Raw genomic sequence first — 17,859 nt, 5'->3', positions numbered from 1 at the left:
GCGCCGCCATGACCGAGGCCTACGACCCCAGCAATATCTTCGCAAAGATCCTGCGCGGCGAAATCCCCTCGCACCGCATCTACGAGGATGATGCCGTGGTCGCCTTCATGGATGTGATGCCGCAAGGCCCCGGTCACACGCTGGTGGTGCCCAAAGCACCGTCGCGCAATCTGCTCGATGCCGATCCCGCGACGCTCGGCCGGCTGTTCACCAGGGTCCAAACGGTCGCGCTGGCGGTCAAAAAGGCTTTCGGCGCTGACGGGGTCACCATCCTGCAGTTCAACGAACCGGCGTCCGGCCAGACCGTCTACCACCTACATGTCCATGTCATCCCGCGGTTCGAAGGCATCGCGCTCAAGCCGCATACGGGGCAGATGGAGAAGCCCGAAGTGCTGACGGAGAACGCGGCGAAGATCCGAGCAGCGCTGAACGGTTGAGGTGGCGCGCGCCTCAGGGCGATGCGCTCAGCCACAATCCACCACGTCGGTTAGGAAAATATCAAACCACGCCGTGATAACGTGCTCCGTACCGGGATGCGTTTGGGTTTTCAAAATCGTGGAACATTCGGTTGCGACATCAGAGCCGTTGGTAAAAGCAGCTGCCGGGCGGGCCTTTCTGCGCACCTTGGCGGACGCGTACCGGCGACACCGCCTGCTGCACGCGATGGCCATCGCTGCCCTGCTTTTGGCAGCCGCGGTCGGCCTGCGCACCGGAAACATGCCGGATTTCGGCGTGCTGGAAGACTATTCCCAATACCTTCTTTTCGCTTTCTGGATCGGTGGCTGCGCCTTCGCACTCGGCAGCTTTTTTCACCTTGCACTCATCAAGCGGGATCCTGAGCCGCTCGGCACTTTTCTGCGATCGATCGGCGGCGTCTTCGGCGACGCCGAGCGCAACGCCAACAGCCTGAATGGTCTGGCCGCGTGCATTGCGCTCATATCCGCTTTCGGTGTGTTGAAAGGCGCGGTCGCGATCCTTTCGCCATTCGCATGGGATCACGCATTGGCTCAGGCCGACCGGGTGCTGCATTTCGGCCGAGCGCCCCATGAATGGCTGTGGTTTATCGTCCAGTCGCCGCTCGCCGTAAGATCGTTCAACCTGGCTTACAATTCCTGGTTCGTCGTCCTTATCGCCTCGGTCTTCATCGCTTGCATCACGCGCAGGGACACGAAGCTGCGTCACCAGTTCCTGATGAGCTTCATGCTCGTGTGGATACTGGCGGGTTTTTTCCTGGCGATGGGCCTGTCTTCGGCAGGGCCGTGCTTTTACGAGCGACTGGGGCTGGGCAGCGACTATCATTCCCTGATGCAAGCACTCGCCGCCGCCGATCGCATCTATCCGATCTGGGCGCTCAGCACGCAGGACATTGTGTGGAGCGGCTATATCGGGGCGACGCCAGGCAGTCTCGGCATATCCGCCTTCCCGTCCATGCATGTAGCGATGGCGGTGCTTTTCGCGCTTTATGCAACACGCCGCTCACGGTTGGCCGGCCTTTTGATGTGGGCATTCGCCGCAATCATCATGGTCGGCTCGGTCGTCCTTGGCTGGCATTATGCCGTGGATGGCTATGCGAGCGTTCTGATTTCGATCGCCATCTGGAAGGCGTGCGGGTACTTCCTGGGCAAGTTTGCACCCGAGGGCGTCGCCGCCTGACCTAACAACATCTGCCCTGAAAAGCAGGGGCGCTGTGTCGGCAAACCGGCCAGCCAATGAAAAAAGGGCCCGTCACCGGGCCCTTCATAGGCGAACCTTTCAGCTCTTGCGCGGCAGTTGCGGCACCAGGCTGCGCTTGCCGCCATCCTTGCCCTTGGGCTCAGGCTCGTCCTTTCCCTTGGGCTGAGGCTTCTGCGCCACCGCCTTCTTGGCGACGGGCTTCTTGGCCACCGCCTTGCGGGCTTTCGGCGTCTCTTCCGGCTCCTGCTTCGGCTGCACCGGGGCTTCGTCGGCCAGTGATTCGAGCTTCAGGCCGGTTTCGCCGGTTTCCTTCTTCTCGACGGTGACGCGCACCGTGCCGCCCTTCTTGAGCTTGCCGAACAGCACCTCGTCGGCCAACGGCTTCTTGATGTGCTCCTGGATGACCCGGCCGAGCGGCCGCGCACCCATGCGCTCATCATAGCCCTTGTCGGCCAGCCAGGCGATCGCGTCGGACGACAGGTCGAAGGTGACGCCCCGCTCGGAGAGCTGGGCCTCGAGCTGCATGACGAACTTCTGCACCACCTGATGGATGACCGGCACTGGCAGCGAGCCGAACGGGATGATCGCATCGAGACGGTTGCGGAACTCCGGCGTGAACAACCGGTTGATGGCCTCGACATCGTCGCCTTCGCGCTTGGTCGATCCGAAACCGATCGCCGCGCGCTGCGCATCGGATGCGCCCGCATTGGTGGTCATGATCAGGATGACGTTGCGGAAGTCGATCTGCTTACCGTTGTGGTCGGTCAGCTTGCCGTGGTCCATGACCTGCAACAGGATGTTGAACAGGTCCGGATGCGCCTTCTCGACCTCATCCAGCAAGAGCACGCAGTGCGGATGCTGGTCGACGCCGTCGGTGAGCAGACCGCCCTGGTCGAAGCCGACATAGCCGGGAGGCGCGCCGATCAACCGCGAAACGGTGTGGCGTTCCATATATTCCGACATGTCGAAGCGGATCAGCTCGACGCCGAGCGAGGCAGCCAACTGCTTGGCGACTTCGGTCTTGCCGACGCCGGTCGGGCCTGAGAACAGGTAGGAGCCGATCGGCTTTTCCGGTTCGCGCAGGCCGGCACGCGCCAGCTTGATTGCCGAGGTCAGCGCGGTGATGGCGGTGTCCTGGCCATAGACGACGCGCTTCAGCTCGATGTCGAGGCCTTGCAGCACCTTCTCGTCGTCGGCCGAAACCGTCTTCGGCGGGATGCGGGCCATCGTGGCGATCGTGGCTTCGATCTCCTTGATGCCGATCGTCTTCTTGCGCTTGGATTCCGGCACCAGCATCTGCGAGGCGCCGGTCTCGTCGATCACGTCGATCGCCTTGTCCGGCAGCTTGCGGTCGTTGATGTAGCGGGCCGACAGTTCCACCGAAGCCTTGATCGCCTCGTTGGTGAACTTCACCTTGTGGAATTCCTCATAATAGGGCTTGAGGCCCTTCATGATCTCGATGGCGTCCTCGATGGTCGGCTCGTTGACGTCGATCTTCTGGAAGCGCCGCACCAGAGCGCGGTCCTTCTCGAAGAACTGGCGGAATTCCTTGTAAGTGGTCGAGCCGATGCAGCGGATGGCACCCGAAGACAGCGCCGGCTTCAACAGGTTCGACGCATCCATCGCGCCGCCTGACGTGGCGCCGGCCCCGATCACCGTGTGGATCTCGTCGATGAACAGCACGGCGCCGGGATAATCCTCTAGCTCCTTGACAACCTGCTTCAGCCGCTCTTCGAAATCGCCACGGTAGCGGGTGCCGGCCAGAAGCGTGCCCATGTCGAGCGCGAAGATGGTGGCGTCCTGCAGCACTTCGGGCACGTCGCCTTCGACGATGCGCTTGGCCAGGCCTTCGGCAATCGCCGTCTTCCCGACGCCGGGATCGCCGACATAGAGCGGGTTGTTCTTGGAGCGGCGGCACAGCACCTGGATGGTGCGGTTGATTTCGCTCTCGCGGCCGATCAGCGGATCGATCTTGCCGGCCTTGGCCTTGTTGTTGAGGTTGACGCAATAAGCCGTCAGCGCATCCTGCTGCTGCTTCTTCTTGCCGCCTTCCTCCTGCGGCTCGGCGCCGTTCTGGCCGCCCTGCTCGTCATCGGCGCCGCGCGGCGAGCGCGTCTCCGATGCGCCGGGGCGCTTGGCGATGCCGTGCGAGATGTAGTTGACCGCGTCGTAGCGGGTCATCTGCTGTTCCTGCAGGAAATAAGCGGCATGGCTCTCGCGCTCGGCAAAGATGGCGACGAGCACGTTGGCGCCGGACACTTCCTCGCGGCCGGATGACTGCACATGGATCACGGCGCGCTGGATGACGCGCTGGAAGCCGGCGGTCGGCTTGGAATCCTCATCGTAACCGGTGACCAGATTGTCGAGTTCGGTGTCGATATAGGTCAGAACGGTGTGCTTCAGCTCGTCGAGATCGACGTTGCAGGCGCGCATAACGGCGGCCGCCTCGGTGTCGTCGATGAGGGCGAGCAGCAGATGTTCTAGGGTTGCATATTCATGGTGCCGCTCATTGGCGAGCGTCAGCGCCTGGTGAAGCGCCTTTTCCAGGCCTTGGGAGAAAGCCGGCATGTTACCTCACTTCTTCTCCATCACGCATTGCAGCGGATGCTGATTCTGTCGGGCGAAATCCATGACCTGAGACACTTTGGTCTCGGCCACCTCGAATGTATAGACCCCGCACTCGCCCACCCCATGATTGTGAACATGAAGCATGATGCGTGTGGCGGCTTCGCGGTCCTTTTGAAAAAAACGCTCCAGGACGTGAACCACGAACTCCATGGGCGTATAGTCGTCGTTGAGGATGAGGACCCTGTAAAGGCTGGGCTTCTTGGTCTTGGTCTTCGTGCGCGTAATGACGGCTGTGCCGCGACCGGCCTCATTGCCGTCGCCGTCACTTTGCATCCGCACCACGCTTGTCGTGGCAGTCAAACCTGAAGTCACGTAATCCTGCCTCTTTCGAATCCCCATGGCGAGTTCGATATGTAGGTGTTCGATGGACGATTTTAAGCCCTTCTTGTTAGCTGACAATATGGCTAGGTGGGCAAACCGAGGCGATTTTCAAAATCGTGAACCGCCAAAGCCCCGGAATTGAAACCGGCATGAAAAAACCCGGCCGCGCATCCGCGACCGGGTCTGTTTTGCAAGCCCGAAAGGCCGTGCCTGGTATTCTCGAGCGAAATTACTTCGCCTTGGCGACAATCGATTCGAAGGGCTTGTAAGCCTCCTTGGCGAGATCGGCATAGAGATCGCCGAACTTGGTCGCCTCGGCAACGAAGCTCTCATAGCTCTGCTTGGCGAAGTCGGACTGGATCTCGACCGCCTTTTCCAGCGACTTGGCGGAGAACAGCTTTTCGACCGCGGCGCTGCCGGCTTCGAAGCTCTTCTTGGTGTATTCGCCGGCTTCAGTGGCGATCGCCTGCGCGCCCTTGGAGAGCGAGGTGAAGCTCTTCAATCCGGTATCGGCAAACTCCTTGCCGTATTTCGAGAAGTCCTCGTAGGTCTGGGTCATTTGACGTTTCCCTTGGCGTTTTGAAGCGCCCTTGCCTGAGCGCGGTTGTGCAATGCACGAGAATATATTGTGCGCTGCACAAAAGTCAAGATTTCAGCGGCATCAGGCCGCGCTGCGCCGGCAACAGCTAAAATTCGAATAAAGAAAGGCTCAAGCCCGAGGAAAATGGTGAACGGGCCGGTTACCATAAACGGATTGGTAACGCTGGTCGCGATAGTTTGACGACAAGTGAGGTCGGATCCCTTTGCCGCCTCCAGGGCAATGAGTTTCAAAGGAACTATCAGTGCGTCAGGCGTTGTCGGTCTTCGGTTCAAAATCCGCATCTTCCCTCAAAACGATCATGATCCTCGCTTTGGCGATGTCATTTGTCGTTGCGGATGCCGCGTCCTCGATGGCCGCCAGGTCTTCGGCGATCGTCGTCGACGCCAAGACCGGCAAGGTGCTTTATTCGTCCGATGCCAACGGCCGGCGCTACCCGGCGTCGCTGACCAAGATGATGACGCTCTATCTGACCTTCGAGGCCATGGCGAAGGGCCGGATCAGCAGGAACACGCCCGTGCCGTTCTCGGCCAAAGCGGCGGCCGAACCGCCGACCAAGCTCGGCGTCAAGGCGGGCGGAGCGGTTTCGGTCGAGACCGCCATCCTGTCGATGGTGACCAAGTCGGCCAATGATTCGGCGACCGCGCTCGGCGAACTGCTCGGCGGCAGCGAAAGCAATTTCGCCCGCATGATGACCGCCAAGGCGCGCGCGCTCGGCATGGACGGCACCGTGTTTCGCAATGCCAACGGCCTGCCCGATCCCGGCCAGTTCACAACCGCCCACGACATGGCGATGCTCGGCATAGCGCTCAGGGAACATTATCCGCAGTATTACGGCTATTTCTCGCAGCGCTCCTTCCTTTACGGCCGCCAGCGCATCAATGGCCACAACCGTCTGCTCGGCCGCATCAAGGGCGTCGACGGCATCAAGACCGGCTATACCCGCGCCTCCGGCTTCAACCTCGTCTCGTCGGTTTCGGATGGCAACCGCCGCCTCGTCGCCGTCGTCATGGGCGGCACTTCGGGGCGCAGCCGCGACAACCAGATGGCCGGCCTGATCAACGCCTACATGCCGCGCGCATCGACCCGCGGCGGCGGCGCCCTGGTCGCCAAGGCCGGCGGCGACAATCCGGTCACGGCGCTGGCCAAGGTCTTCCTGCCCAAGCATGACGCGCCGACGCCGGATGGCAAGCCGATCGTTGAAGACGATGCCGTAGCGTCCAATGACGATCCGACATCCGCTGACGAGCAGTCTGCTGAAGGCCAGTCTGCCGACGAACAGACGGTGGCCGCGGTCGAAGAGCCCGCCCCCGTCGTCAAGACCAGGAAGGTCAAAACCGTCATCGTGACGGCGCCGAAGGTCGAAACTGCGCAGATTGTGGCTGCCTATGCCGAACCCACGCCTGTATCCCCACAGGCGGTCGACCCGGTCAACACGGCCTCGGTGCCGGCTGGTTGGGCGGTGCAGGTGGCGTCGTCGCCCAAGCATTCCGAAGCCCAGGCTTTCCTCGACAAGACCGCCAAGCTGGCGCCCAAAGTTCTTGGGGCTGCTTCCGGTTTCACCGTCGCCTTCGAAAAGGATGGCGAGACCTATTACCGCGCCCGGTTCGGCGGCTTCCGCTCGAAGGACGCGGCCTGGAATGCCTGCAATGCCCTGAAGAAAAAGAAAATCGCCTGCTACGCCGTCCAACAGTAGGGCGGCGTCGGAACCATCTCCCGGAAATTTACTGCGTCGAAGGAGACTAATTGTGATTGGAGAGCAAGACGTCCTTGGCTTCGTTGATCCGCGCCGCCAGGAAAGACGTGCCGCCGATGTCGGGGTGCAGGCGCTGCATCAGGCGGCGGTGCGCCTTGCGGACATCCGCCGCGGCGGCCCCCGCTTCAAGACCAAGGATCTTGTAGGCCTCCTCCTTAGTCATGGCGCCCGCACCTGGCGCAACACCCAGCCCTTCGCCACCGTTCGCCTCAGCGTCTTTGCGCCAGACGGGAAAACGGCCGTCAAGATACGTCTCTAGGAGCTGGCGGCTCTCCGGGTCGCCGGGGAGTTCGCGGTAAAGCTGCTGCAGCTCGGCCAGGCCCATCGCGCCCAGCATCTTGCCTTCATGGCGGCCGGCCAGAACCAGGCCTTCAAGCCCGCCCGTATCGTGATCAAGCTCCATTTCCAGTGCGGCGGTCCGCACCGTCGAGCGCTTGCCGGGCGCCGGCCCGACCGACGGCCGCTTCATTCGCATCGAACCGTACCAGGCAAGGGCCGCGGCCAGAATGAGGCCGGCAATGCCTTCGCGCCCGACCACCAGAACGGCAAGCCCGACCAGCGCCAGAAGCACCGGCCCGAGCGTGCGCATGCCGCTTGCCAGTTTTTGCGCATCGGCGCGGACAAAGATCGTCGCCGCGCCGAGCAGCACCAGAAACAGTGCAACAAGTGCAATGATAGCGCCCATCAATTCCCGCCGCCCCTGAGATGCTCGATCAGCAGCCGGTCTCCCGGCCTGTCCCTTGCCTCGAGCGCCTTCAATCCGCCCGTCGCATAGACGGCGACCGCCGAAAGCAGCCCGGCCAAGGTCGCGGCAGCCCGCCGATCAAATCGGAACCAAGCGCCTTTGGACAGCCGCGCAATCTCCTTGAACGCCTTTTCTGCGCCTGGATCATGGCCTTCCTGGAAGACGAAGACGGGAACGCCGTGCAGACCGAGGCTGCCGGCCCTCTGCGCCAGCTCGTCGATATCCTCTTCCATGGCGTCGCCGATATAGACCAGAGCGTTGACCTTGGCCGCCGCCGTTTCCTTCAGCGCATGCGCCAGCACCTTGCCGATCTGGGTGTGGCCGGCACGGCAGTCGATCCGCGTCATCAGCTGCTTCAGGGCATTGGTGTCGACGACAAAAGCCGACGAGCGGCACTCGCCCAACCCGCGAAAATAGGCCAGTTGGACGCTGAGGGTGCCGGCCTTGCCGACGGCGTCGAACATTTCGCCCTGCAGCTTGGTGGCGAGATCCCAGGTCGGCTGGCGGCTCATCGTTGCGTCGAGGGCAAGGATCAGCCGGCCCGTGCCGGTCGCGGACGCGGCAAGCGTCCGGGCCTGACGGATGAAGGCGTCGATCTCGCCGGCATTGGATTGAGGCTTGACCGGCGCAGGACTGGCCCTTGCGGGCACGCGCTGCTTCTTGTCGCTCATAAGAAGCAAGATGTGGCGTTGTCGGCCCCCTTGCAAGTCCAGCCTTGGACAAGATGAAGGGCCAGCGCTCGACGCTCTGGAGAAGCGGCCGCGCCCTTGGCTCTACAGCAAGCCCAGATCGGCGAGCTCGCGCTTTAGTTTCGGCGGCATCTCGACCATTCCGGCCTTGCCCTTGCCGATATCTGCGGGCGCATCCGAAGGTTTGAGATAACGCCAGCCCTGGACGGCGCGGCGCGGCTGCCAGTCGGTGCGCACGACGTCGAGGTCGAGCATCAGGCGGCAACGGCCGATGCCTTCGTCGTCCGTGAAGGGCCTGATATCAGTGATCAGCTGGCGGCATTGCACGCTGCCCTTGATCACCCAATAAAGCGAACCGCCATCGGTGATCTCGGCGCCGCGCGTCGGCACCATGCGGGTGGTGTGCCAGTGCTCGGCGGGTTCGCCGGCGCGGCGGCGCTCATCGAGGCGGAAGGCGATCCATTCTTCGAGGTCCTCGACGCTGTCGCAACCGACGCACAGTTTTAGGAGGTTGAGTGCCATCGCTTAAGGTTTAGTCCGGCGCGCGATTGCGTCAACGGCCCTGCCCGACTTCTCCACAGTGCCAGTGGCGTTGCGCGGTCAGCATTCCACGACATTGACGGCGAGCCCACCAAGGCTGGTTTCCTTGTACTTCTCGTTCATGTCGAGGCCCGTCTGGCGCATTGTTTCGATCGCGGCGTCGAGCGGCACGAAATGGACGCCGTCGCCTTTGATCGCCAGAGAGGCGGCGGTGACCGCCTTGACGGCGCCGAGCGCATTGCGCTCGATGCAAGGCACCTGGACCAGACCGCCGACCGGATCGCAAGTCATGCCGAGATGATGTTCGAGCGCGATTTCGGCGGCGTTCTCGACCTGCTCGGGCGTGCCGCCCATGACGGCGCAGAGACCCGCGGCAGCCATCGCCGAGGCCGAGCCGACCTCGCCCTGGCAGCCGACTTCGGCGCCGGAGATCGAGGCATTGGTCTTGATGATGCCGCCGACGGCGGCCGCCGTGAGCAGGAAGTCGCGGATGCTCGGCTGGTCGGCCTCGGGGTGGAAATGCAGCCAGTAACGCAGCACCGCCGGCAATGTGCCGGCCGCGCCATTGGTCGGCGCGGTGACGACGCGTCCACCGGCGGCGTTCTCTTCGTTCACCGCCATTGCGTAGATCGACAGCCAGTCATTGGCCAGCAAAGGGTTGGGCTTGTTCTGCTGCCATTGCTCCTGCAGCTTGTCGTGCAGCATGCGGGCACGACGGCGCACTTTCAGCCCGCCCGGCATGATGCCGTCCTGCGACAGGCCGCGGTCGATGCAGCCCTTCATGGCGCCCCAGATCGCATCAAGGCCGCTGTCGAGCTCCTCGCGCGACATATGCGTCTCTTCATTGATGCGCTTCATGTCGGCGATAGACAGGCCGCTTTTGCCTGCCATCTTCAGCATCTCGACGGCATTCTTGAAGGGATAGGGCACCTTCTTGCCTTCTGTGGTCACCGAGCCCTTCACCTTCATCCGCTGCAGCTCTTCCTCGGACACCACGAAGCCGCCGCCGATGGAATAGTAGATGCGCTTGAGCAGCAGCCGGTCGCCGGCATCGTAAGCGTAGAAGGCCATGCCGTTGGCGTGGCCGGTGAGCGGCGTCTTGCGGTCGAGCACCAGATCCGTCGCCGTGTCGAAGCGATAGGAGGGATGGCCGCGTGGCGATATCCGCTTCTCGGCGGCGATGCGCGTGGCGATTCCCTCGGCCTGATCGGGATCGACCGTCTGTGGTGTCAGGCCAGCAAGTCCGAGGACAACGGCGCGATCCGAGCCATGGCCGATACCGGTATAGGCGAGCGAGCCGTGCAGGCTGGCGCCAATGCGATCGACCTTGACGCCGGCCGGGCGCGGCCAGTCATCGCCGGCGATCTCGTCGAGAAACCGCCGCGCCGCCGTCATCGGTCCCATCGTGTGCGAACTCGACGGTCCGATGCCGATCTTGAACAAGTCGAAAACCGAAAGAAACACGCTGCGCCGTCTCCGGGAATGGGATCAAGACCTACATATAGGACTTTCCATGATGTTTGTGCTGTTTTGCGGATTGCGGCGCTGCACCTGCCGACCTTGTTTGCTCCGGCAGCGACATCCCCGGCTGAAAGCGCGTCGCGCTGAAACGGATTCATGCGACGCGCTTTAAGTTCTTGTTTTAATGCATGTGGTTGTCCCAGAACCGCAGCTCACCTCTGGGCGGCATGCATTGGAGCATCGAACTGACCGCTTTGCCTGTGGTAAAAGGGGGCATGGGCGATTCCTTCCATCTGTCGACGGCTGATCTGGCGGCGCTGGCTTTTTTCCTGCTCGCATGGTTGCTGCATACGCTGGCATCCGACGGCAGACTGGTCAGCCGGGTGTCGTTGACGATGGCCATGAACGTGCAGCGCGAGGCCTGGATGCGCACCATGGCCGAGCGCGAAATCCGCATCGTCGACACCGCCATCATGAGCGGCCTGCAGCAAGGCACCGCCTTTTTCGCCTCCAGTTCGCTGATTGCGCTCGGTGGCTGTTTCGCGCTGCTTGGCGCCTCGGATCAGGTCCTTGCCGTGCTGAACGACCTGCCGTTGAACGCGACCTCATCGCGCTCCGCCTTTCAGATCAAGGTCTTTGGCCTGGTCCTGATCCTGGCCTTCGCCTTCTTCAAGTTCGGCTGGGCCTACCGTCTCTTCAACTACTGCACGATCCTGATCGGCGCGGTGCCGATCCCCTATGGCGAGGCGTCACGCAACCCGGTCAGCGAAACGGCGGTGTGGCGCGCGGCGCGCATGAACATGCTGGCCGGCAAGCATTTCAATTCAGGCCTGCGCGCGGTGTTCTTCTCGATCGGCTATCTCGGCTGGTTCGTCGACCCGATCGTGTTCGTGCTGTCGACGCTGCTGCTACTGGCGGTGCTGGTGCGGCGTCAGTTCTTTTCCGCCGCAAGGCAAGCGGTGATCGGTCAGCCGCCCGGGCCGGGGAAAAGCTGGTCGATCCGGCCCGATAGCCAATAGGCGGCGAGCCCGATCCATTCGCGGATCGCCATGGTCGTGGTCTGCAGCGAATCGGGTGCGTTGTCGCGAAACAGGCCAAAGCCTTCCTTGCCCGAGGTGCGATAGTCGACCGGCCACGGGACCGTGTGAAAGCCGGCCTTGTCGAACAGCGCCTTGGCGCGCGGCATGTGGAAGGCGGAGGTCACCAGCAGCCAGGTTTCGCCCGATTTCGGCGTTACCAGTTCCTTGGTGAAGACGGCATTCTCATAGGTGTTGCGGGATTTGCTCTCGAGCATCAGGCGATCGGCGTCGACGCCAAGCGCACCGAGCAGCCGCGGCGCGGTGGCCGCATCCCCCTCGCCATCGATGAACAGTTCACCGGTGCCGCCCGAGATAACCACTTTCGCCTCGGGAAAGCGCCGGGCAAGGATCGCCGCCTCGACCATGCGGTCGCCGCCGGAATTCAGCTCATAGCCGCCGCGCGCCTAGTTGATGGCGCCCTCGAAGCCGCCGCCGAGCACGACAATGCCGTCGACCTTCCGCGGCAGCGGCGGCTTTGGGAAGCGCTCTTCGAGCGGATTGAGCATCATGGCGCCAAGCGACGTCCAGGCCGACAGCGCCAGAATCAGGAAGGCGAACACACTGCCCGTCGCCGCCAATCGCCGGCGGCCGATCAGCGCCGCGAGCAAGCCGGCAAGCAGCAGGAAGATCGCCAGGTTGAGTGGTTGGACGAAGAACCAGAATACCTTGGAGAGATAGAAGAACATTGCCTGCCTATCTCCAGCTCAAATTGTGACGGCCGGTGAAGTGCTCGACCGCACTCGCTACCGCTTCCGCTTCGAGGCGGCTTAACTCCCTGCCGAAAACAAGGACGCCGTTCGCGTTGGTCAAGCTGATGACTTCCGACAGTCCCACTTCGTCCGTGGGATAGGTATGGTCGAGGATTTCGACCCTAAGATGCCCTTTCAAAGGCAGTGACCACCGATTTCGCAAGGAACCCCTCACCGAGCGCACGGCTGCAGTGTCGGTCAGCCGCAGGGTTTCCCTGCCGAACACCCGCCAGATGAAATCCTTGCCCAGGAAATAGGTGAAGAGGGCAATGACCGCCACGAAGGACAGCAGGCCGAGCGTGCCGCTGGTGAGCGTTGCGGACGACATATCCGTCAATCCCATGTAGCCGGTGTAGGCGACGATCGCGGCCCCGATCAGGACAAAGACTGTCCTGAAATCCGAGGTGCGTGGCGGGTTCGTGATCAGCAGTTCGTTTCCCGTCTCGACGATGGAAATGCGAGACGGAGGCGGCATGCTACCACCACTTCTCCGGCTGGAAGGTTCCCGCCGCCTGCTCGATGACGGCGGCTGTCTGGAACAGGGTTTCCTCGTCGAAGGGACGGCCAATCAGCTGCAGGCCGAGCGGCAGGCCCTTGGCATCGAGGCCGGCAGGCACGGCAATGCCCGGCAGTCCGGCCATGTTCACGGTCACCGTGAAAATGTCGTTGAGGTACATTTTCACCGGATCGGCGGCCATGTCCTCGTCAGCGATGCCGAAGGCGGCCGACGGCGTCGCCGGCGTCAGGATGACGTCGACGCCGTCGGCAAAAACCGTCTCGAAGTCGCGCTTGATCAAATTGCGCACCTTCTGCGCCTGCAGATAGTAGGCATCGTAATAGCCCGCCGACAGCACATAGGTGCCGATCATGATGCGACGCTTGACCTCCCGACCGAACCCGGCGGCTCGGGTCTTTTCGTACATGTCGACAATGTCCTGGCCCGGCACGCGCAGGCCGTAGCGGACGCCGTCATAGCGCGCCAGATTGGATGACGCTTCGGCGGGCGCAACGATATAATAAGCCGGCAAAGCGTATTTGGTGTGCGGCAGCGAGATGTCGACGATCTCGGCGCCGGCATCCCTGAGCCAGGCAATGCCCTTCTGCCACAGCGCCTCGATCTCTTCCGGCATGCCGTCGACGCGGTATTCCCGGGGAATGCCGACCTTCATGCCCCTGATCGGTTTGCCGATCGCCGCCTCGTAATCCGGCACCGGCCGGTCGACGGAAGTGGTGTCCTTGGGGTCGACCGAGGCCATGGACTTCAGCATGATCGCGGCATCGCGCACGTCCCGGGCGATCGGGCCGGCCTGATCGAGCGACGAAGCGAAGGCGACGATGCCCCAGCGCGAGCAGCGGCCATAGGTCGGCTTGATGCCGACGGTGCCGGTGAAGGCGGCTGGCTGGCGGATCGAGCCGCCGGTGTCGGTGGCGGTGGCGCCGGCGCACAGGAAAGCCGAGACGGCGGAAGCCGAGCCCCCCGAGGAGCCGCCGGGCACCAGTTGGGCATTGTCCAGCGTGCGCGCGGTCTTGGTGCCGCCGGCCGAAACGAAACCGCCATCGCCCTGATGCGTGGTCGGCATCACCACCGTGTCGAGGCGCGAACGCCGCCACGGATTGACGACAGGGCCGTAATAGGAGGTCTCGTTGGACGAGCCCATGGCGAACTCGTCCATGTTAAGCTTGCCCAGCATGACGGCGCCGTCTGCCCACAGATTGGCGGTGACGGTCGATTCGTAGCGCGGCTTGAAGCCGTCCAGCACATGGCTGCAGGCCTGGGTGTGGATACCTTCGGTGCCGAACAGGTCCTTGATGCCGAGCGGGATGCCTTCCAGCGCACCGCCCTGGCCCTTGGCGAGCCTGGCGTCGGAAGCTTTGGCCATATCGCGCGCCTTGTCGCCGGTGACGACGATGTAGGCATTGAGCACCGGATTGGCGCGCTCGATGGCACCGAGATAGGCCTCGGTGATTTCGACGGCAGAAATCTCCTTGGCGCGCAGCTTGGCGCGCGCCTGCGAAATTGTCAGATGGGTCAGTTCGCTCATCAAAGGCTCTTTTCGTAAAACACCGACCACTCGGAATCGGGATAATCCAGCACCGGCCCGCAGCGCGAGAAGCCGGCGCGTTCATAGACGGTCCAGGCGGCGGGATGGCGGTCGCCGGTTTCCAGCACCAGACGCTTCAGCCCTTCGCTGCGCGCCAGCGTTTCGACATGTTCGACGATCTTGGCGCCGATCTTCCTGCCCCGATGCGAAGGCCGCGTGTACATACGCTTGACCTCACCGACGCGGGCATCATGGCGCTTCAGCGCGCCGCAACCGATGGCTTGCCCGTCGTCGCGGGCGATGAACACGGTGGTGTCGTCGCCAGCCATCTGCTCGACCGTCAGATGGTAGCAATGCTCCGGCGGCGTCAGTTCGAGCAGCGTCGCGTTGAGCTCCTCGACCAAAGCGCGGACATCGTCCTGCAGCGGCGTTTCGACGGCGATCTCGATTGCCATCGGCCAGCTACTCCACGACCTTCGGCACGAGGAAGAAATTCTCGTCAGTGGCCGGCGCGTTGGCGACGATATCGGCAGCCTTGTTGCCGTCGGTGACGATGTCTTGGCGCTTCTTCATCTCCATCGGGGTCACCGATGTCATCGGTTCGACGCCGGAGACATCGACCTCGTTCAGCTGCTCGACAAAGCCCAGAATGGCGTTCAGCTCGCCGGTCATGCGCTCGGCATCCTCCTCGCTCACCGCAATGCGGGCGAGACGCGCGACGCGCTTCACAGTTTGCAGATCAACGGACATGTCTTTAGCCTTTGGGAAAACCAGATGGCGCTATAGCGGCGTGGCGCGTGCCGCGCAACATCGATCGTGCTTGGGGATAGAGCCCGTTCATGCCAGGGCGGCATTTCAGCCTAGGGCAGCGATACACCCTCGCACAGATAATAGCTGCCGCCATTGCCGGCCTGCTCGCCTTCGTCGGCGGTCGGGCGCACCGAGACGATGTCGATTTGGGTCGCGTTCATCTGCGTGATCGACAGTATATCGGGAAAGAGAAAGCCCGGCTCCTGGCAGATGGCAGTGACCGCCCAGCTCGGCGAGCGCGTCGCCTTGGTGACCTGGACGAACTCGCAATTATACTCGACGCTTTGCAGGCCGTCCGCCGACAAGATGACATTGCCGGTCTCAATCAGCGTCTGCAGCGTGTCCTTTTTGGCTTGCGCGCAAAGCTCCTGGGTCTGGAGGTAAACGCCCTTGATGAAGTCCTCGGCGGCGGATGCGGGCGACGCAGCGACCAGCATCGAAACGCAAAGAGTCTCTCTCAAACCCATGGTTTAATTCCCCTTTGCGACAAGGGATCGTTTCAACGATCGCTCTATAGTGTGATCGTTTGGCCGATGGCTGGCAAGGCTACGTCGACACCTGATCCTTCGAGGCCGGCCACGAACTTCTCCGCCGTCGCGTCGATGATCGGGAAGGTGCCGAAGTGGCATGGCACGACGGTGTCGAAGTGGAAGAAGCGCCGGCAGGCCAGGGCCGCCACCGCGCCGCCCATGGTGAAGCGGTCGCCGACCGGCACGAGGCCGATCTTCGGCTCATGCAATTCCTCGATCAGCGCCATATCGGAGAAGATGTCGGTGTCGCCCATATGGTAGAGCGTCTTGTCCTCCGGGAAATGCAGGACCAGCCCGTTGGGATTGCCGAGGTAGACGTTCTGGCCGCCATCGAGCCCAAACGACGAGGAATGCAGTGCCTGCACGAAGGTGGTGGTGAAGGCACCGCAATCGACGGTGCCGCCATGATTGCCGGGATTGATCTTCTTGCCGTCGACGCCCTTGCCGACCAGGTACATGCAGATCTCGTAATTGGCGACCAGCTGGGCGCCGCTCTTCTTCAGCACCTCCACCGCGCCGCTGACATGATCACTGTGGCCGTGGGTCAGAAGCACATGGGTGACGCCTTCCGCCGGCCCCTCCCAGCCGCTCGTCCATGATGGGTTGCCGACGAGATAGGGGTCGATCAGGATTGTCGCGCCTGATGTCTCGACGCGGAAGGCGGAATGTCCGTACCAGGTCAATTTCATCGATCGTGTTCCTCGATTTTTGGTTGCGCCGGAAGATAGAACGCCGGCAGCAAAATTAAAGTGACATAGTGTGCTCGCGCTTCAAAAGAACGTGTCGCGCTCTTTGTGACGGCAAGTCTGGGTCGCAATAGACTGAGTCACGGTAACGCTGGTTGGGGAAAGCCGTTGGGCATCATAGCAATCGAGGATCTGCCGACACGCCTGGAGGGCGGCAGGACGCTGGCCGGGCTCGACCTCGGCGACAAGACGATCGGTGTCGCCGTTTCCGACCGCGGCCTGTCCTTTGCCCATCCGCGCCCTTTCATCCTGCGTAAAAAGTTTTCGCTGGATGCGGCAGCGCTGCTCGCCCAGCTGCAGAAGGACAATGTCGGTGCGTTTGTACTCGGTCTCCCCATCAACATGGACGGTTCGGAAGGTCCCCGCGCCCAGAAGTCGCGCGCCTTCGTGCGCAACATGGCAGGCATAACCGACCTGCCCTTCGTGCTGTGGGACGAGCGGCTGTCGACGGTGGCGGCGGAGCGGACGCTGATCGAGATGGATTTCTCGCGCCGAAAGCGCGCCGGCAAGATCGATTCGGCGGCTGCGGCCTTTATTCTGCAGGGAGTTCTGGACCGGCTCCAGTCGCTTGACCCACGCGATCGGACGGAACCGGATTCCCCGCCTGCCGCCTGACCCAGGCCGTGATGTTGCGGCGGCGGCGAAACGCCCACAATGCCATCAGCAGGAAGCCGTCGAAGATGCAGGCCCTTGCCACCATGCCCGGAATGATCGCCGGATCGATGCCCAGCATCTGCCCGTAGAGCTGAAACACCAAATCATGCAGCTGCCGGCTGAGCATGACGTAGCCGAAATTGATGTCGTTGAGCGACAGGAAGAACCAGCCCCAGAACAGAGCGAGTGGCGCGGCCCACAATGCGAACAGCGTGCGCATCAGTGACCGTCCCTGCGGCTGGAGCCGCCTCTGCGACCGCTGGGACCAATGTCCGGACGGCCGGAAATGCGCGACAGCAAGGAGCCGTGCGCGGCACCCTTGGCCATGGCATGGGCGGTGGCGCGGCTCTCTGCCTCCCGAGAAACCATGACAGCGAAGACCGACCTCCGCTCGGCCAGCATGGCGACATAGGAGGCCAGAAGTGCCGCCAATTGCACGGCGACAACCAAAAACAGGCCGTTGATGCCTCGCGCTGCGCCGCCGATCAGGATCAGCGACAACACCGCGGATGCCGAAATGAAGGCGGTCCGCGCCACACTGTCGGCTCCGTCCGGGCTCGCTGCGGCGTTAACCAGACTCTCGACGAAGACCCAGCAAAACAGCACCGCCACGACCAGCAAGGCGATGGCCAGCGGCGCCACGACGGCAGCATTGTCGAGATCGGCCAGACGAGTGTTTTCCACGACGACGCCGAGCACGCCCAGAGCGCCCGCAACGCCGCGGTTTCCATCGACACAGATGAACGCCAGCAGGGCGAAAACCAGCGCCCAGTGCAAGGCCAGAAAGGACGTCAAAATGTGCCGCATGGCATTCCTGCTTTGGTGACAAAGACAGTG

Annotated in this window: 21 protein-coding genes and 1 pseudogene; 5 read left to right on the top strand and 17 right to left on the bottom strand. The window is 62.7% G+C overall.

Translation table 11 applies throughout. From position 1 onward, the window contains the following. Positions 1-8: 8 nt before the first annotated feature. Both NKI35_RS16845 and NKI35_RS16840 read left to right on the top strand, forming a co-directional pair. Complete coding sequence (locus NKI35_RS16845) at positions 9-437, top strand: HIT family protein (protein WP_023742447.1); 429 nt, start codon at positions 9-11, stop codon at positions 435-437. Positions 438-510: 73 nt separating this feature from the next. Further along, positions 511-1,653 carry a phosphatase PAP2 family protein gene (locus NKI35_RS16840; protein WP_245265788.1) on the top strand — a complete coding sequence of 381 codons (1,143 nt, stop codon included), beginning with the start codon at positions 511-513 and terminating at the stop codon, positions 1,651-1,653. 99 nt (positions 1,654-1,752) lie between these two features. Here NKI35_RS16840 and clpA read toward each other — a convergent pair whose 3' ends face one another. The 4 genes from clpA to NKI35_RS16820 all read right to left on the bottom strand — a co-directional run bounded on the left by clpA (position 1,753) and on the right by NKI35_RS16820 (position 5,454). Next, on the bottom strand, positions 1,753-4,242 hold the full coding sequence (clpA, locus tag NKI35_RS16835; RefSeq protein ID WP_352740957.1) for an ATP-dependent Clp protease ATP-binding subunit ClpA: 2,490 nt from the start codon (positions 4,240-4,242) through the stop codon (positions 1,753-1,755). Positions 4,243-4,248: 6 nt separating this feature from the next. Continuing rightward, a complete protein-coding gene (clpS, locus tag NKI35_RS16830) occupies positions 4,249-4,575 on the bottom strand; it encodes an ATP-dependent Clp protease adapter ClpS (protein WP_023671012.1) in 327 nt (108 codons plus the stop codon). Positions 4,576-4,852: 277 nt separating this feature from the next. After that, a complete protein-coding gene (locus NKI35_RS16825) occupies positions 4,853-5,182 on the bottom strand; it encodes a phasin family protein (protein WP_023671011.1) in 330 nt (109 codons plus the stop codon). After that, positions 5,179-5,454, bottom strand: a complete 276-nt coding sequence (locus NKI35_RS16820; protein ID WP_352740955.1) for a hypothetical protein — start codon at positions 5,452-5,454, stop codon at positions 5,179-5,181. Before NKI35_RS16820 ends, NKI35_RS16825 begins: the two co-directional genes overlap by 4 nt. A 68-nt stretch (positions 5,455-5,522) precedes the next feature. Here NKI35_RS16820 and NKI35_RS16815 point away from each other — a divergent pair, with 68 nt between their 5' ends. After that, positions 5,523-6,917 carry an SPOR domain-containing protein gene (locus NKI35_RS16815; protein WP_502897146.1) on the top strand — a complete coding sequence of 465 codons (1,395 nt, stop codon included), beginning with the start codon at positions 5,523-5,525 and terminating at the stop codon, positions 6,915-6,917. Positions 6,918-6,963: 46 nt separating this feature from the next. Here NKI35_RS16815 and NKI35_RS16810 read toward each other — a convergent pair whose 3' ends face one another. The 4 genes from NKI35_RS16810 to NKI35_RS16795 form a co-directional block, all read right to left on the bottom strand. Then, the gene (locus NKI35_RS16810; protein ID WP_023700739.1) at positions 6,964-7,662 is read right to left on the bottom strand and encodes a DnaJ domain-containing protein; all 699 of its coding nucleotides are present in this window, start codon (positions 7,660-7,662) and stop codon (positions 6,964-6,966) included. Continuing rightward, positions 7,662-8,393, bottom strand: coding sequence for a VWA domain-containing protein (locus NKI35_RS16805; protein WP_352740951.1), 732 nt, complete (start codon positions 8,391-8,393; stop codon positions 7,662-7,664). The genes NKI35_RS16810 and NKI35_RS16805 overlap by 1 nt, the downstream gene beginning before the upstream one ends. Positions 8,394-8,495: 102 nt before the next feature. Further along, positions 8,496-8,933 (bottom strand): DUF1489 family protein, encoded by a 438-nt coding sequence (locus tag NKI35_RS16800; protein ID WP_352740949.1) that lies wholly within the window; start codon positions 8,931-8,933, stop codon positions 8,496-8,498. Positions 8,934-9,011: 78 nt separating this feature from the next. Next, positions 9,012-10,415, bottom strand: a complete 1,404-nt coding sequence (locus NKI35_RS16795) for an L-serine ammonia-lyase (protein ID WP_352740947.1) — start codon at positions 10,413-10,415, stop codon at positions 9,012-9,014. A 272-nt stretch (positions 10,416-10,687) separates the two neighbouring features. Here NKI35_RS16795 and NKI35_RS16790 point away from each other — a divergent pair, with 272 nt between their 5' ends. Next, the gene (locus tag NKI35_RS16790) at positions 10,688-11,431 is read left to right on the top strand and encodes a DUF599 domain-containing protein (protein WP_023671004.1); all 744 of its coding nucleotides are present in this window, start codon (positions 10,688-10,690) and stop codon (positions 11,429-11,431) included. Here NKI35_RS16790 and NKI35_RS16785 read toward each other — a convergent pair. The 7 genes and pseudogenes from NKI35_RS16785 to NKI35_RS16755 form a co-directional block, all read right to left on the bottom strand. Continuing rightward, positions 11,380-12,177, bottom strand: a pseudogene (locus tag NKI35_RS16785) (YdcF family protein). The gene NKI35_RS16790 and the pseudogene NKI35_RS16785 overlap by 52 nt on opposite strands. 7 nt (positions 12,178-12,184) lie before the next feature. Then, complete coding sequence (locus NKI35_RS16780; RefSeq protein ID WP_023671002.1) at positions 12,185-12,715, bottom strand: hypothetical protein; 531 nt, start codon at positions 12,713-12,715, stop codon at positions 12,185-12,187. 1 nt (position 12,716) lies between these two features. Beyond that, positions 12,717-14,282, bottom strand: coding sequence for an amidase (locus NKI35_RS16775; protein WP_023693429.1), 1,566 nt, complete (start codon positions 14,280-14,282; stop codon positions 12,717-12,719). Further along, positions 14,282-14,737 (bottom strand): GNAT family N-acetyltransferase, encoded by a 456-nt coding sequence (locus tag NKI35_RS16770; RefSeq protein WP_023726661.1) that lies wholly within the window; start codon positions 14,735-14,737, stop codon positions 14,282-14,284. The genes NKI35_RS16775 and NKI35_RS16770 overlap by 1 nt, the downstream gene beginning before the upstream one ends. Positions 14,738-14,744: 7 nt before the next feature. After that, positions 14,745-15,032 (bottom strand): Asp-tRNA(Asn)/Glu-tRNA(Gln) amidotransferase subunit GatC, encoded by a 288-nt coding sequence (gatC, locus tag NKI35_RS16765; RefSeq protein ID WP_023670999.1) that lies wholly within the window; start codon positions 15,030-15,032, stop codon positions 14,745-14,747. Positions 15,033-15,142: 110 nt separating this feature from the next. Beyond that, on the bottom strand, positions 15,143-15,559 hold the full coding sequence (locus tag NKI35_RS16760) for a hypothetical protein (RefSeq protein ID WP_352740945.1): 417 nt from the start codon (positions 15,557-15,559) through the stop codon (positions 15,143-15,145). Between the two features lie 44 nt (positions 15,560-15,603). After that, positions 15,604-16,311: a metal-dependent hydrolase gene (locus tag NKI35_RS16755; RefSeq protein ID WP_023684673.1), complete on the bottom strand. Its 708-nt coding sequence runs from the start codon at positions 16,309-16,311 to the stop codon at positions 15,604-15,606. Positions 16,312-16,476: 165 nt separating this feature from the next. On the opposite strand from NKI35_RS16755, the gene ruvX reads away from it, so the two are divergent. Then, on the top strand, positions 16,477-16,983 hold the full coding sequence (gene ruvX, locus NKI35_RS16750; RefSeq protein ID WP_352740943.1) for a Holliday junction resolvase RuvX: 507 nt from the start codon (positions 16,477-16,479) through the stop codon (positions 16,981-16,983). On the opposite strand, the gene NKI35_RS16745 is transcribed toward ruvX, so the two are convergent. Further along, complete coding sequence (locus tag NKI35_RS16745) at positions 16,901-17,242, bottom strand: DUF6105 family protein (RefSeq protein ID WP_352740941.1); 342 nt, start codon at positions 17,240-17,242, stop codon at positions 16,901-16,903. The genes ruvX and NKI35_RS16745 overlap by 83 nt on opposite strands. After that, the gene (locus NKI35_RS16740) at positions 17,242-17,829 is read right to left on the bottom strand and encodes a hypothetical protein (protein WP_023670994.1); all 588 of its coding nucleotides are present in this window, start codon (positions 17,827-17,829) and stop codon (positions 17,242-17,244) included. Before NKI35_RS16740 ends, NKI35_RS16745 begins: the two co-directional genes overlap by 1 nt. Between the last annotated feature and the right edge of the window lie 30 nt (positions 17,830-17,859).

This window comes from Mesorhizobium sp. M0676 (genome assembly GCF_040320535.1).
Taxonomy (GTDB): domain Bacteria; phylum Pseudomonadota; class Alphaproteobacteria; order Rhizobiales; family Rhizobiaceae; genus Mesorhizobium.
The sequence above is the reverse complement of the archived record's forward strand: the minus strand, read 5'-3'. Positions and strand labels throughout refer to the sequence as shown.

Coding starts and splice junctions, on each gene's coding strand:
- NKI35_RS16845 (WP_023742447.1), top strand. CDS start 9: ATGACCGAGGCCTACGACCCCAGCAATATCTTCGCAAAGATCCTGCGC.
- clpA (WP_352740957.1), bottom strand. CDS start 4,242: ATGCCGGCTTTCTCCCAAGGCCTGGAAAAGGCGCTTCACCAGGCGCTG.
- clpS (WP_023671012.1), bottom strand. CDS start 4,575: ATGCAAAGTGACGGCGACGGCAATGAGGCCGGTCGCGGCACAGCCGTC.
- NKI35_RS16825 (WP_023671011.1), bottom strand. CDS start 5,182: ATGACCCAGACCTACGAGGACTTCTCGAAATACGGCAAGGAGTTTGCC.
- NKI35_RS16815 (WP_502897146.1), top strand. CDS start 5,523: ATGATCCTCGCTTTGGCGATGTCATTTGTCGTTGCGGATGCCGCGTCC.
- NKI35_RS16810 (WP_023700739.1), bottom strand. CDS start 7,662: ATGGGCGCTATCATTGCACTTGTTGCACTGTTTCTGGTGCTGCTCGGC.
- NKI35_RS16805 (WP_352740951.1), bottom strand. CDS start 8,393: ATGAGCGACAAGAAGCAGCGCGTGCCCGCAAGGGCCAGTCCTGCGCCG.
- NKI35_RS16800 (WP_352740949.1), bottom strand. CDS start 8,933: ATGGCACTCAACCTCCTAAAACTGTGCGTCGGTTGCGACAGCGTCGAG.
- NKI35_RS16790 (WP_023671004.1), top strand. CDS start 10,688: ATGGGCGATTCCTTCCATCTGTCGACGGCTGATCTGGCGGCGCTGGCT.
- NKI35_RS16780 (WP_023671002.1), bottom strand. CDS start 12,715: ATGCCGCCTCCGTCTCGCATTTCCATCGTCGAGACGGGAAACGAACTG.
- NKI35_RS16775 (WP_023693429.1), bottom strand. CDS start 14,282: ATGAGCGAACTGACCCATCTGACAATTTCGCAGGCGCGCGCCAAGCTG.
- NKI35_RS16770 (WP_023726661.1), bottom strand. CDS start 14,737: ATGGCAATCGAGATCGCCGTCGAAACGCCGCTGCAGGACGATGTCCGC.
- gatC (WP_023670999.1), bottom strand. CDS start 15,032: ATGTCCGTTGATCTGCAAACTGTGAAGCGCGTCGCGCGTCTCGCCCGC.
- NKI35_RS16760 (WP_352740945.1), bottom strand. CDS start 15,559: ATGGGTTTGAGAGAGACTCTTTGCGTTTCGATGCTGGTCGCTGCGTCG.
- NKI35_RS16755 (WP_023684673.1), bottom strand. CDS start 16,311: ATGAAATTGACCTGGTACGGACATTCCGCCTTCCGCGTCGAGACATCA.
- NKI35_RS16745 (WP_352740941.1), bottom strand. CDS start 17,242: ATGCGCACGCTGTTCGCATTGTGGGCCGCGCCACTCGCTCTGTTCTGG.
- NKI35_RS16740 (WP_023670994.1), bottom strand. CDS start 17,829: ATGCGGCACATTTTGACGTCCTTTCTGGCCTTGCACTGGGCGCTGGTT.